This window comes from Allobosea sp. P4_C6 (assembly GCF_056402015.1).
This window is the reverse complement of sequence record NZ_JBFUIF010000001.1, coordinates 160743-173765: the sequence shown is the minus strand read 5'-3', so window position 1 is coordinate 173765 and position 13023 is coordinate 160743. Positions and strand designations below refer to the sequence as shown.

Genomic DNA, 13023 nt, shown 5'->3' with positions numbered 1-13023 from the left:
AGCCGGCTGCGCAGTCCCGCGTTGACAGCGGCGCGCCGGCGCGGCATCGCTAGAGTTCGATTTTCCGAACGCCTGGACCGGCAAGACAAATCAGACTGTCGATGCGGACGAAATGAGCGATCTCTCCCCCAGCCTGGCCGATCCGCAAAAGGAGGCCAACGAGCCTTCGAGCCCGGTCGCTCGTTTCGGTTCAGACACGCCGCTGCTGATGGATTGCGGTGTCGTGCTCGACCAGTGGCAGATCGCCTACCAGACCTATGGCGAATTGAATGCCGACAAAACGAACGCGGTCCTGGTCTGCCACGCCCTGACCGGCGACCAGTATGTCGCGAGCCGCAATCCGATCACCGGCAAGGGCGGCTGGTGGACCGCGATGATCGGTCCGGGCAAGCCGATCGACACCGACCGTTTCTTCGTGATCTGCGCCAATGTCATTGGCGGCTGCACCGGCACGACCGGGCCTGCCTCTACGAACCCAGAGACCGGCCAGCCCTGGGGCCTCTCCTTCCCGGTCGTCACCATTCGCGACATGGTGCGGGCGCAAGCCGCGCTGGTCGACTCGCTGGGCATCGAGACGCTGTTCTGCGTCGCCGGCGGCTCGATGGGCGGCATGCAGGTGCTGCAATGGGCGGCGAGCTATCCGAGCCGCGTGTTCTCGGCGCTGCCGCTGGCGACCGGCGCCAAGCATTCGGCCCAGAACATCGCCTTCCACGAGGTCGGCCGGCAGGCGGTGATGGCCGATCCCGACTGGCGGCGGGGGCGCTATCTCGAAGAGGGCACGCGACCCTCCAAAGGCCTCTCGGTGGCGCGGATGGGCGCGCACATCACCTATCTCTCGGAGCAGGCGCTACACCGCAAGTTCGGCCGCAAGCTGCAGGACCGGGAGGCGCCGACCTTCTCCTTCGACGCGGACTTCCAGGTGGAGAGCTATCTGCGCCATCAGGGCTTAAGCTTCGTCGAGCGCTTCGACGCCAACTCCTATCTCTACGTCACGAGGGCGATGGATTATTTCGACCTCGCCGACGACCATGACGGCGTGCTGGCGCGCGCCTTCACGGGCACGAAGACACGTTTCTGTGTGGCGTCCTTCACGTCGGACTGGCTGTTCCCCACTGCCGACTCGCGCGCGATCGTTCATGCGCTCAATGCGGCCGGCGCCTCGGTCTCCTTCGTCGAACTGGAAAGCGACAAGGGGCACGACGCCTTCCTGCTGGAAGAGCCCAATCTTTTCGCGACGACACGCGGCTTCATCGGCGCGGCGGCACGGGCACGCGGACTGTGAGGATGCGGAAACTCCGTCATTCCGGGGCATCGCGCAGCGATGAGCCCGGAACCCAGAACCGATGCCGTTCATTCAGAGGGCGTCGGCCGGCAGGCGGCTTGATGACCGGAAACCGCGGTTCTGGGTTCCGGGCTCGCCCCGGCGGGGCGCCCCGGAATGACGGGGGCGGATCCCGCGCGCAAGAAAGCCTTTCCGGATGACCCTCCCCGACACCCAGACCAACCGAATCGACCTTAAGCTCGTCGCCGAGATGGTGCAGCCAGGCACACGCGTGCTCGATGTCGGCTGCGGCGATGGCGCGCTGCTCGCTCTGCTGGCCGAGACCCGCAACGTCGATGCGCGCGGCATCGAGCTCTCGCGTGAGGGCGTGGCCGATTGCGTGACGCGCGGACTCTCGGTGATCCAGGGCGATGCCGACACCGACCTCGCCGACTACCCGGACGACAGCTTCGACTACGTCATCCTCTCCCAGACGATCCAGGCGACGCGCAATCCGCGGCTTGTGCTGGAACAGATGCTGCGGATCGGCCGGCACGCCATCATCTCCTTCCCGAATTTCGGGCATTGGCGGATGCGCAGCCAGGTGTTCTTCCAGGGGCGGATGCCGGTGACCGACGCCCTGCCCTATACGTGGTGGGACACGCCCAACATCCATTTCTGCACGATCCGCGATTTCGTTACGCTCTGCGACGTGATCGGCGCCAAGAAGGAGCGCGCCGTGGCGCTCGATGCCGCCGGCGGCAAGGTCGGCGTCAACGCGCCCTGGTGGTTCTGGAACCTGTTCGGCGCGCAGGCGGTGTTCCTGCTGAAGCGCTCCCGTCAAGCCTGAGACGGACGCCGGAACGCGACATCGTACAGCCCGGCCGGCTGGAAGGCGAAGAAGGCCATGGGCCAGTTCGCCGCGCGGGCGAAATCGGTCGCCGCCCGGTGGACGCCGTATCGGCCGAGCCACGGGTCGATATGGGCGAAGTCGTTGAAGGCCAGATAGCCGCCCGGCTTGACCTTGGGTGCCGCGGCGAGCGCATCGCGGTGGCAGCCTTCGTAGGAATGGTCGGCGTCGATGTAGATGAAATCGAAATGCCCGTCCGGAAAGGTCGCGATCACCTCGTGGGTCAAGCCCAGATGGCGGATGACCTCGGGCCCGGCCAGGCTTCGCGGATCGAACCAGGAATCATCGATGTCGATGAGGTGCAGCTCGGCCGGGTTGCTGCGGGCCAGGATATCGCGGGCGAAATCGCCGCGATAGGTGCCGAGCTCGGCGATCCGCCCTCCCTTCGGCAAAAGATCGAGCATCGCCTCGCGCGAGGCACAGAAACGACAATCGGCGAGCAGTGCGTCCGGCAACGGCCCCGAGCACGGCACATCACCGAGGCTTCGCGCGACGCGATAGGCACGGCGCACCGGAGCCGGCAGGCGCGTACGCACCCGCATTTCCAGCCGTTTCAAGGTTTCCCGCAGCAAGAACTCTCCTCTTCGCGCTCAAAGCCGCCGCAAGGCGTTAGCAGAGAAGGGCCGCCGCCGCCAAGCTCCGAGCCGGCGGCGCTCACAGCCGCGATCCCGACGAGGGAGCGGGATACGCCGAAGCGTGTCCGCCCCGGCGCCGTGATCCTCAGTTCAACGCCACACCCGCCGGCCGCTTCTCCTTCACGCCGGGAACGGAACCCAGCATCAGCGAGCCCGGGCCGACGGTGACGGGGACCGTCTCGCCGTCCACGATGTCGCCGGCGAGGATCGCTTCCGCCAGCGGGTCCTGTACCGACTTCTGGATCACGCGCTTAAGCGGACGCGCGCCATAGGCCGGGTCGTAGCCCTTCTCCGCCAGCCACTCGCGCGCTTCCTTGGAGAGCTCGAGCGTGATCTTCCGATCGGTCAGAAGCTTCGCGAGGCGCGCCATCTGGATATCGACGATGGCGCCCATGTCCTGCCGCCGCAGGCGGTGGAACAGGATGATGTCGTCGATCCGGTTCAGGAACTCCGGTCGGAAAGCATGGCGGACCACGCCCATGACCTCGTCGCGAACCGCGTCGCTGTCCTGCCCCTCGGGCTGGTTCACCAGATACTCCGAACCGAGGTTCGAGGTCATGATGATCAGCACGTTGCGGAAATCGACCGTGCGACCCTGCCCGTCGGTCAGGCGCCCGTCGTCGAGGACCTGCAACAGGACGTTGAACACGTCCGGATGCGCCTTCTCGACCTCGTCGAAGAGCACGACCTGATAGGGCCGGCGGCGCACCGCCTCGGTCAACGCCCCGCCCTCCTCATAGCCGACATAGCCGGGAGGCGCGCCGATCAGCCGGGCGACCGAGTGCTTCTCCATGTATTCGGACATGTCGATGCGCACGAGCGCCGTGTCGTCGTCGAACAGGAACGAAGCCAGCGCCTTGGTCAGCTCGGTCTTGCCGACGCCGGTGGGGCCGAGGAACATGAAGGAACCGATCGGGCGGTTAGGATCCTGCAGGCCGGCACGCGCCCTGCGGACGGCGGTCGAGACCGCTTCCACCGCCTCGCGCTGGCCGACGACGCGGGAGGCCAGAACCTCCTCCATGCGCAGCAGCTTCTCCTTCTCGCCTTCGAGCATGCGGTCGACCGGCACACCGGTCCAGCGACTGACGACCTGCGCAACATGGTCCGGCGTTACGGCCTCCTCGACCATGCCGGCATCGTCGCCCTTCGCCTCGACCTCCGCGAGCTGCTTTTCGAGCCCGGGGATCTCGCCATAGGCGAGCTCGCCGGCGCGCTGGTACTCACCCTTGCGCTGGGCCTGGGCGAGCTCGTTGCGGGCATTGTCGAGCTTCGTCTTGATCTCCGCGGCCTTGCCGAGCTTGTCCTTCTCGGCCTTCCACTTGGTGGTGATCGTGTCGGAGCGCGTCTCCAGATCGGCCAGCTCGGATTCGAGCCGCTTCAGCCGCTCTTTCGAGCCCGCGTCGCTTTCCTTCTTCAGCGCCTCCTGCTCGATCTTGAGCCGGACGATCTCGCGGTCGATCGAATCCAGCTCCTCGGGCTTGGAATCGACCTGCATGCGCAGCCGGGCCGAGGCCTCGTCGACAAGGTCGATCGCCTTGTCCGGCAGGAAGCGGTCGGTGATGTAGCGGTTCGACAGCGTCGCGGCCGAGACCAGCGCCGAGTCGGTGATGCGGACGCGATGGTGCTGCTCGTACTTCTCCTTCAGGCCGCGCAGGATCGAGATGGTGTCCTCGACCGTCGGCTCGTCGACGAAGACGGGCTGGAAGCGCCGCGCCAATGCGGCGTCCTTCTCGACGTATTTGCGGTACTCGTCGAGCGTGGTCGCGCCGACGCAATGCAGGTCGCCGCGCGCCAGCGCCGGCTTCAGCAGGTTCGACGCATCCATCGCGCCGTCGGTCTTACCGGCGCCGACGAGGGTGTGCATCTCGTCGATGAACAGGATGACGCCGCCATCCGAGGAGGAGACCTCGGTCAGCACGGCCTTCAGCCGCTCCTCGAACTCGCCGCGATATTTCGCGCCGGCGATCAGCGAGCCCATGTCGAGCGCGAGCAGTTCCTTGTCCTTCAGGCTCTCGGGCACGTCGCCATTGACGATGCGCAGCGCGAGGCCCTCGGCGATGGCGGTCTTGCCGACGCCGGGCTCGCCGATCAAGACCGGGTTGTTCTTGGTCCGGCGCGAGAGAACCTGGATGGTGCGGCGAATCTCCTCGTCGCGGCCGATGACCGGGTCGAGCTTGCCGTCGCGGGCCGCTGCGGTCAGGTCACGCGCGTATTTCTTCAGCGCATCATAGGCCTGCTCGGCCGACGCGGAATCGGCGGTACGGCCCTTGCGGATCGCCTCGATTGCGGCGTTAAGCGCCTGCGGCGTGACGCCGGCCTTGGAGAGCGCCTTGCCGGCCTCGGTGTCCTTCTCGATCGCAAGAGCAAGCAAGAGCCGCTCGACCGTGACGAAGCTGTCGCCGGCTTTCTCTGCCGCCTTCTCGGCGGTGTCGAAGACGCGGGCGAGGCCTGGCGTCAGGTTGAGTCCGCCGGAGCCGCCCGAGACCTTCGGCAGCTTCGCCAGCGCCTGGTCGACGAGTTGCAGCGCGACGCGCGCCTGACCGCCGGCCCGGTCGATCAGACCCGCCGCCATGCCTTCGTTGTCGTCGAGCAGCGCCTTCAGCAAATGCTCGGGCGTGAACTGCTGGTGCCCCTCGCGCAACGCGATGGTCTGGGCCGCCTGCAGGAAGCCTTTCGCCCTGTCGGTATATTTCTCGATATTCATTCAGATCACTCCGCCCGCAGGCTGCGCCCCGTGGCGACGCGAACCTGCTGCCTTTCATCAGGATAGGGCGCCGCGATGGGCCGCCCTTCGCCCTCCAAGATAGTGTGACATTGGCGCAACGGAAGAGGGCCTCCGCACAATTGACCTGGCGCATGCGGCAGGCACAGATCGGGCATGGCCGGGACCAAGCGACAGCAGGCGATTCGTCGGGCGTTGAGAGCGCTGGCGCCCGGCATCCCGTTGTCCGACGCCGAGGCGGTGGTCACGCTGGCGGAACGGCGGCACATGAAGGGCCTGCCGCCGTCCACCGCGCTCTGGCTGGCGCTCGGCAGCCATGTCCGCCACGTCCATACCGACTACGAGCGCCTGCTGGCCGAAGGCTACGATCGCGACGCCGCCCGCTTCTTCGTCGCCGACGAGACCGATGCAGCGCTTGCCGGCTGGGGCTGCCAGCGCTCGGTCAGCGACGCAGAGGACGAGCCGGATTGATCGAAACGGATACAAGAATTGATCTGTCAGGGCCGGCCGGCGAGGCTATGGTCCGCCACCCTGTCTTGCCGAGTTCGACCATGCGCATCGAAACGCTCTATCGCTACCCCGTGAAGGGGCTCTCGCCGGAACGGCTCCAGCGCGCCGAGCTGCCGACGGAGGGGTATTTCCCCGGCGACCGACTGTTCGCCATCGAGAACGGAGTATCGGGCTTCGATCCTGCCGAGCCGGTGCACCAGCCGAAGATCAAGTACCTCATGCTGATGCGCAACGAGTCACTGGCCCGGCTGCGCAGCCGTTATGACGACGCGAGCGCCGATCTCGTCATCAGTCAGGATGGCGAGGAGGTCCTGCGTGCCGCGACGGGAAGCGAGGCCGGCCACACGGCCATCACCCGTTTCTTCGAGGGCTTCATGCCAGACGAGCTGCGCGGAGAGCCGAAGCTGCTGACGGCGCCGGCAACCTACCGCTTCACGGATTCCCGTTCGGGCTTCGTCTCGATCATCAACCTCGCCAGCGTCGCCGATCTCGAACAGCGCCTCGGCCGACCCGTCGATCCGCTGCGCTTTCGCGGCAACCTGATGGTGAGCGGGCTCGCACCCTGGGCCGAGAACGATCTCGTCGGCCGCGACCTCTCCGGCCCGGGCGGCCTGCAACTGCATGTGATCAAGCGGATCGAACGCTGCGCCGCCACCAATGTCGACCCCGAAACCGGCGCGCGCGACATGCAGATCCCGAAGGCGCTGATGAAGAATTACGGCCATGTCGATTGCGGCATCTACTGCCGCATCGTCGCCGGCGGGACGCTGCAGGAAGGCGACGTGCTGGCGCCGGCACAAGTGCCGGCCGAACTCGGCATCGCCTGAGCAAGAGCCCAACAGAAAAGGGCCCTCGCGGGCCCCTTTCCAAACGTATCGATCAGTCGTTCCGGCTTACTCGGCCGAACCATCCGTCTCGGAACCGAGTGCATCCATGACCTCGCGCGGCGAACGGCGGCGACGCGTGCGCTTGGGCGCCGCCTCCCCCGCAACGTCCGTCGCAGGTTCTGCCGGAGCAGCAACCGGCTCGGCCGGAGCAGTCTCGACCGGCGCCGCGACCCGCACAGGGTTGGTCAGGAAGGACGGCAGCGCGGCGGCGACGTCATCGCCCGCATCGCTCTCGACCTCACGCTCGCGACGCGGACGGCGCTCGCGCTGGGGACGCTCGGGGCGCCGTTCGCTCTGGATCTGCTCGGGAGCAGCCTCGGCCGGAGCGTCGCCACCGACAGGGATATCGGAACGCGGCGCATCGGGACGTGGCGCGTAACCGCCGGGAACACCACCCTGCCCCGCTTCGGCATTGCGATCGAAGCGGCGCTCGCCACGATCCTGACGATCGAAGCGACGGTCGTTATTGTTGTTGGTGTTGGTGTTGTTGCGGTCGTTGTTATTGAAGCGCTCGCGGCGGTTCGGCCGGTCGAAACGCTGGCCGCCCTGCTGTTGACCGTCGCCGGCCTCGCCTTCGACACGCTGGCTGTGGCCGTTGTAGCCATTCTGGCCGTTATGCCCGTTCGGCGCGCGGAAATCAGGCTGCGGCCCGCTGCCGGGCTGGAACGCGCCTGGCTGGAAGGACTGGCCGTCATCGTCGCCTTCCTCGTCGCCCTCTTCCGCATCCTCGTTGAAGGCGCGGTTCGGCGGGAAGGAATGGCCGAATTGCTGGGCCATCTGCTCCTGCGCGGCGAGCAGGATGCGATAATAATGCTCGGCGTGCTGGAAATAACCCTCAGCCGCGACCGTATCGCCCGAAGACTGGGCGTCACGCGCAAGCTGCAGATACTTCTCTGCGACATGCTGTGCCGTGCCCCGGACCTTTACGTCCGGACCGTTCGACTCATAGCTACGCTGCAGTGGATTTGGAGATTTGCGGTTACCGTTATTGTTGTTGCCACTATTATTGTTACGGCCGCGCATACGCCGGTTCTGACCTGGTCTCATTCGCGTCTGTCTCGCGCTCTTTGCTCAAAGCAACCGTGGTGCCGTCATGCGCGTTGCGACACACAGCGGGTTGCGACGCTGCGTCGGCTTGAGTTGACCCGAAGGGGCGATACGCCGTTTCTGGTCTTCACGCGCTCTTTTCCAAAAAAGGGGCCTTAACCCCATGAGCCGATCGGCGCCACAACGCCTTCGGGGCTCCATCCGGCTTGTCAGCTACATCGTTCCAGGAAGACGCCTGCAAACGATGCCGAGTTCGAGCAAATCCTGTACGATCGGGAACTGCCCAGAGGCTCGGCACTGACGCCACCAGCTTCGGCTGAATGCTGCATAGCTGCTTTTGGCGGCCTCTCCAAGCGAAATCGACCAAAAGCCTGTGCATTCTCAAGCGACCGTGAAGATCAGCGCCCTTTCATGCCCACCGAGATCGCTCCTGCTGCCCAGGAATTCGAGCCCGCCTTCGCGCATCAGAGCGACGACGTCCGTGCCCTGCCCGGCCCCGATCTCGAAGACGATGATGCCGCCCGGCGCAAGCAACGCAGGCAAGGTCCGGGCGAAGATTCGATAGGGCTTCAGACCGTCACTTCCGCCGTCGAGCGCCAGAAGCGGGTCGTGCTCGCGCACCTCGACGGACAAGGTGGCGATCTCGGCCGACGGGATATAGGGCGGATTGGAAAGAATCACATCGAAGCGACCGGCCAGACCCTCCGTCCAGTCGCCTTGCCTGAACGTCGCACGCTCCGCCATGCCATTGAGGGCCGCATTGCCGGCAGCCGTAAGCGCGGCCTCCTCCGACAGATCGACGCCGAGCCCTGTCGCACGCGGCAACTCGCTCAGGAGCGCAATGAGGAGGCAGCCCGTGCCGGTGCCGAGGTCGAGAAGCGACAGGGGTTCGTGGCGGCGGTCGGCCAGCTGCTTCAAAGTCGCTTCGACGATTGTTTCGCTATCGGGCCGCGGTTCCAGCGTCGCGGGCGAGAGTCGGAACGGTAGGCCCCAGAATTCGCGCTCGCCGAGAATTCGCCAGACCGGCTCGCCTGCGAGGCGCCGGCTTGCGAAGCCATCCAGCCGCGCAAGTGCCTCAACCGGCAAGAGCATGTCGGGATCGGGGTTCTCGGTGGCAAGGCTGCCTTCGACGAGAAGACGAGCGTCCAGTCCCGGGGTCGCCGAGCCGGCCCGCAGGAGACGTTGCACAAGAAGACGCCGCGCCTCCCTTACGGTCGGCACGGCGCCCTCCCCTGACCAATCGATGCCGGCGGGCGAACCGCGCGCCGGATCCGAATCGCCTATCAGCTGTTGCCCTGCATCTTCTGGTCGACGCACAGCTTCATCTTGGTGTTGATGGAAGCCTTGCTTTCGTGGGCGCCCTTCATCTCCATCTGGCAAGCCTTGCGAGCCTGCGACTGGGTCATAGCACCCTGTATCGCTGCCGGCTGGCCGGAGGTCATCTTCTGAAAGGTCTTTTCCTGAGCCTGCGAGGCGCCGCTCATCGCGAGCGCCATCATGCCGGCCATCGCGACTGTCGAAATCGTCTTGATCATGGGAGGGTCCCCCCTTTGCTGGTGTCGATACGACATCAACGCCGGCAGGGCGATTTGGTTTCATCGCCACGCTTTCACGACGACCCTTCTTCCGCCAGCAGCCTTGCCTGATGCTCGGCGGTCAGCGCATCGACGACCTCGTCGAGAACCAGACCCTGCATCATCTCGTCGAGCTTGTAGAGCGTCAGGTTGATGCGATGGTCGGTGACCCGCCCCTGCGGGAAATTATAGGTCCGGATGCGTTCCGAGCGATCGCCCGAGCCGACCTGCGAGCGCCGGTCCGCCGACCGCTCGGCATCGATCCGCATGCGCTCCATGTCGAAGAGCTTCGCGCGCAGCAACTCATAGGCCCTTGCCTTGTTCTTGTGCTGCGAGCGCTCGTCCTGGACCAGCACGACGGTGTTGGTCGGGATGTGGGTCAGGCGTACCGCCGATTCCGTCTTGTTGACGTGCTGGCCGCCGGCACCGCCCGAACGCAGCGTGTCGATGCGGATATCGGCGTCGTTGAGCGTGACATCGACTTCGCTCGCGAGCGGCAGGGTCGCCACCGTCGCAGCCGAGGTATGGATGCGCCCGCTCGTTTCGGTGTCCGGCACGCGCTGGACGCGATGGACGCCGGATTCGAATTTGAGGCGGGCATAGACGCCGCGCCCGTTGATCTCGGCAATGACTTCCTTGTAGCCGCCGACCGTGCCTTCGCTCTCGGACAGCACATCGACGCTCCAGCCCTTCTGGGCGGCGTAGCGCTGGTACATGCGCAGCAGATCACCCGCGAAGAGCGAGGCTTCGTCCCCGCCGGTGCCGGCCCGGATCTCGAGGATGACACCGCGCTCGTCGGCGGCGTCCTTCGGCAGCAGCGCGATCAGGATTTCGCGGGCGCGCGCCTCGATTTCGACCCGGGCGGCGTCGCGCTCCTCATAGGCGAGATCCCGGAACTCGGCATCGGTGGCGGGGTCGGCGATCAGGGACTCCGCCTCGTCGAGCGAGAGCTGAGCCTGCCGCCAGGCGGCGATCGCCGCGACGACCGGATCGAGCTCGGAGAGTTCCTTGGCAAGCTCGACAGTCCGCACGGGATCGCTCGCGTGATTGATCTCCTCGGTCGCAGCGGCATGGCGCGCCACGATGCCGTCGAGACGATCCTGGGGAAGCTGAAGGGACATGGAGAACTCTTGAAACGATGGAGAAGAGGCCGCGGAGCGAAAGCGAGCGTCGCTAGACCGGGACCTTGAACTCGGCAGCGAAGGCGGCGAGATGCGGGCGCAGGCTGGTGGCGCCCTCGGGCGAAGCGAGCATCCAGTCCATGCGCTCGCGCAGCTTGCCGACATCGAGCACGCGCAGCATCGCCTTGACCGGGCCGATCGACGCGGCCGACATCGAGAAGCCGCGATAGCCCAGCCCTATCAGGGCCATGGTCTCAAGCGGCTTGCCGCCCATCTCGCCGCAGACGGTCACCGGGCAGCCGGTTTCCGACGCCGCCTCGACGATCCGCCGCAGAGCCCTTAGTGCGCCGACGCCGAGCGGATCGAAGCGATCCGCGACGCGCTTGTTCTCGCGATCGGCCGCGAACAGGAACTGCATGAGGTCGTTGGTGCCGATCGACAGGAAATCGGCCTCGCGCGCGATCTCCGGCAGCTCGAACAGCAATGAGGGAACCTCGACCATCACGCCGACGCGCAGATCGCGCGGCGGGGCAACGCCCTGCTTCTCCAGCATCGCCTGTTCGCGGCGGATGATCATGCGGGCGCGGCGAAACTCGTCCGTCGTCGCCACCATCGGCAGCATGATCTTGAGATCGCGCCCGGCGCCGGCGCGCAGCATCGCGCGGAGCTGCGCGCGCAGCAGCCGCGGCTTGTCGAGGCCGATGCGGATCGCCCGCCAGCCGAGCGCCGGGTTCTCCTCCTCGACGCGCTCCATATAGGGCAGCACCTTGTCGCCGCCGATGTCGAGCGTGCGGAAGGTCACGGGCAGTTCCCCCGCCGCGTTCAGCACCGCGGCGTAGAGGGCCTGCTGCTCGGCGGTGGTCGGCATGTGCTGCGCCACCATGAACTGCAGCTCGGTGCGGAAAAGGCCGATGCCGGAGGCGGCGGTCGCCTCGATGTTCGGCATGTCGACGATCAGGCCGGCATTGATCTGCAGCGTGATCTCGATGCCGTCCCGGGTGGCGGACGGCAGCTGCTTCAGCTTCTCGTACTGCTTCTGCTTGCGGGCGCGCAGCCGGGCCTTGTCCTTGTAGGCGTTCTCGACGTCCGGCTGCGGGCGGATCTGCACCTCGCCGGCCTGGCCGTCGACGATGATGGCATCGCCGACCTGGACGAGGGCGGTGGCGTTCACGACCTCGCCGACCGCCGGAATGCCGAGCGCCCGCGCGACGATCGCGATATGGCTGGTCGGGCCGCCTTCCTCCAGCACGAGGCCGCGCAGATGCGAGCGGTCATAGTCGAGCAGCGCCGCAGGCCCCATCGAACGGGCGACGAGAATGGCATTTTCCGGCAGGTTCTCGCGCGCGACACCGTTCGCCTTGCCGACGAGGGTGCGCAGCAACCGGTTGGCGAGGTCGTCGAGATCATGCAGCCGCTCCCGCAGATAGGGATCGGTCTGGCGCAGCATCTTGGCGCGGGTGTCGGATTGGACGCGCTCGACGGCGGCCTCGGCGGTCAGGCCGGTCACGACGACCTCGCGCATGCGGCGCAGCCAGCCCTGGTCATGAGCGAACATGCGGAAGGTCTCGAGCACGTCGCGGTGCTCGCCGGTATGGGCGACGTCGCCGCGCTCCACCAGTTCGTCGATCGAGGCGCGCATCTCGCCGATCGCGGCTTCCAGGCGCCCGATCTCGGCGGCCGGATTCTCGGCGATGAGGTTGGTGATGGCGACGCGCGGCTCGTGCAGCACGGCATGACCGAGGCCGACACCATCCGCCAGCGCGACGCCGACGCCATGGATCGGCCGGTCGAGGCCGATGGAGGCACCGGGCGCGGCCAGGGACTTCAGCCCGCCGGCCGCGATCATCTCCGCCATCAGCATGGCGGTGGTCTGGAGAGTTTCGATCTCCTCTTCCGAGTAGATCCGGGTGGCCCGGTTCTGGATGACGAGCACGCCCATGACGGCGCCGCCGCGCAGGATCGGCACGCCGAGGAAGGAGCGATAGACCTCTTCGCCCGTCTCCGGCCGGTAGGAGAAGGAGGGATGCGCCTGCGCGTCCGAGAGCGCCAGCGGCTCCGCCTCGCTCGCGATCAGGCCGACGAGGCCCTCGCCGGCGCGCATGGTGGTGAGGTGAACGGCTTCGCGATTGAGGCCTTCGGTGGCGTAGAGCTCGAGCGAGCCGTCCTCTCGCAGGACATAGACTGAGCAGACTTCCGCGACGAGATTGCCGGCGATCAGGACGACGAGCCTGTCGAGCCGCTCCTGCGGGCTGATCGATGCCGCCATGACCTCGCGGAGGCGGCGCAACAGAACGCCCGGTCCTCCGAGAGCACCTCGCATCGATCTCAGCCCTCCGCCCGCCTCCTCAGCCATCGA

Annotated in this window: 11 protein-coding genes; 4 read left to right on the top strand and 7 right to left on the bottom strand. The window is 66.6% G+C overall.

The features are described 5' to 3' along the window. Positions 1–112: 112 nt before the first annotated feature. Both metX and metW read left to right on the top strand, forming a co-directional pair. Positions 113–1282, top strand: coding sequence for a homoserine O-acetyltransferase MetX (metX, locus tag AC1DVA_RS00875; protein WP_476804656.1), 1170 nt, complete (start codon positions 113–115; stop codon positions 1280–1282). A gap of 196 nt (positions 1283–1478) precedes the next feature. Then, entirely contained in the window at positions 1479–2111 is a 633-nt protein-coding gene (gene metW, locus AC1DVA_RS00870; protein WP_476804655.1) for a methionine biosynthesis protein MetW, read from the top strand. Here metW and AC1DVA_RS00865 read toward each other — a convergent pair. Further along, the gene (locus tag AC1DVA_RS00865) at positions 2102–2743 is read right to left on the bottom strand and encodes a class I SAM-dependent methyltransferase (RefSeq protein WP_476804654.1); all 642 of its coding nucleotides are present in this window, start codon (positions 2741–2743) and stop codon (positions 2102–2104) included. The genes metW and AC1DVA_RS00865 overlap by 10 nt on opposite strands. A gap of 148 nt (positions 2744–2891) precedes the next feature. Continuing rightward, entirely contained in the window at positions 2892–5510 is a 2619-nt protein-coding gene (gene clpB, locus AC1DVA_RS00860; protein ID WP_476804653.1) for an ATP-dependent chaperone ClpB, read from the bottom strand. A 174-nt stretch (positions 5511–5684) separates the two neighbouring features. Here clpB and AC1DVA_RS00855 point away from each other — a divergent pair, with 174 nt between their 5' ends. Continuing rightward, positions 5685–5999 carry a DUF2293 domain-containing protein gene (locus AC1DVA_RS00855; protein ID WP_265052058.1) on the top strand — a complete coding sequence of 105 codons (315 nt, stop codon included), beginning with the start codon at positions 5685–5687 and terminating at the stop codon, positions 5997–5999. An 80-nt stretch (positions 6000–6079) separates the two neighbouring features. Continuing rightward, positions 6080–6865 (top strand): MOSC domain-containing protein, encoded by a 786-nt coding sequence (locus tag AC1DVA_RS00850; protein WP_476804652.1) that lies wholly within the window; start codon positions 6080–6082, stop codon positions 6863–6865. A 66-nt stretch (positions 6866–6931) separates the two neighbouring features. Here the strand turns inward: AC1DVA_RS00850 and AC1DVA_RS00845 are convergent, their stop codons facing one another. The 5 genes from AC1DVA_RS00845 to ptsP all read right to left on the bottom strand — a co-directional run bounded on the left by AC1DVA_RS00845 (position 6932) and on the right by ptsP (position 12987). Beyond that, entirely contained in the window at positions 6932–7948 is a 1017-nt protein-coding gene (locus AC1DVA_RS00845) for a DUF4167 domain-containing protein (RefSeq protein ID WP_476804651.1), read from the bottom strand. Between the two features lie 405 nt (positions 7949–8353). Beyond that, positions 8354–9193, bottom strand: a complete 840-nt coding sequence (gene prmC / locus AC1DVA_RS00840) for a peptide chain release factor N(5)-glutamine methyltransferase (RefSeq protein WP_476804650.1) — start codon at positions 9191–9193, stop codon at positions 8354–8356. A 62-nt stretch (positions 9194–9255) separates the two neighbouring features. Continuing rightward, positions 9256–9507: a hypothetical protein gene (locus AC1DVA_RS00835; RefSeq protein WP_476804649.1), complete on the bottom strand. Its 252-nt coding sequence runs from the start codon at positions 9505–9507 to the stop codon at positions 9256–9258. Positions 9508–9581: 74 nt separating this feature from the next. Next, positions 9582–10667, bottom strand: coding sequence for a peptide chain release factor 1 (gene prfA, locus AC1DVA_RS00830; RefSeq protein ID WP_476804648.1), 1086 nt, complete (start codon positions 10665–10667; stop codon positions 9582–9584). Between the two features lie 52 nt (positions 10668–10719). Beyond that, the gene (ptsP, locus tag AC1DVA_RS00825; RefSeq protein ID WP_265052052.1) at positions 10720–12987 is read right to left on the bottom strand and encodes a phosphoenolpyruvate--protein phosphotransferase; all 2268 of its coding nucleotides are present in this window, start codon (positions 12985–12987) and stop codon (positions 10720–10722) included. Positions 12988–13023: the final 36 nt, after the last annotated feature.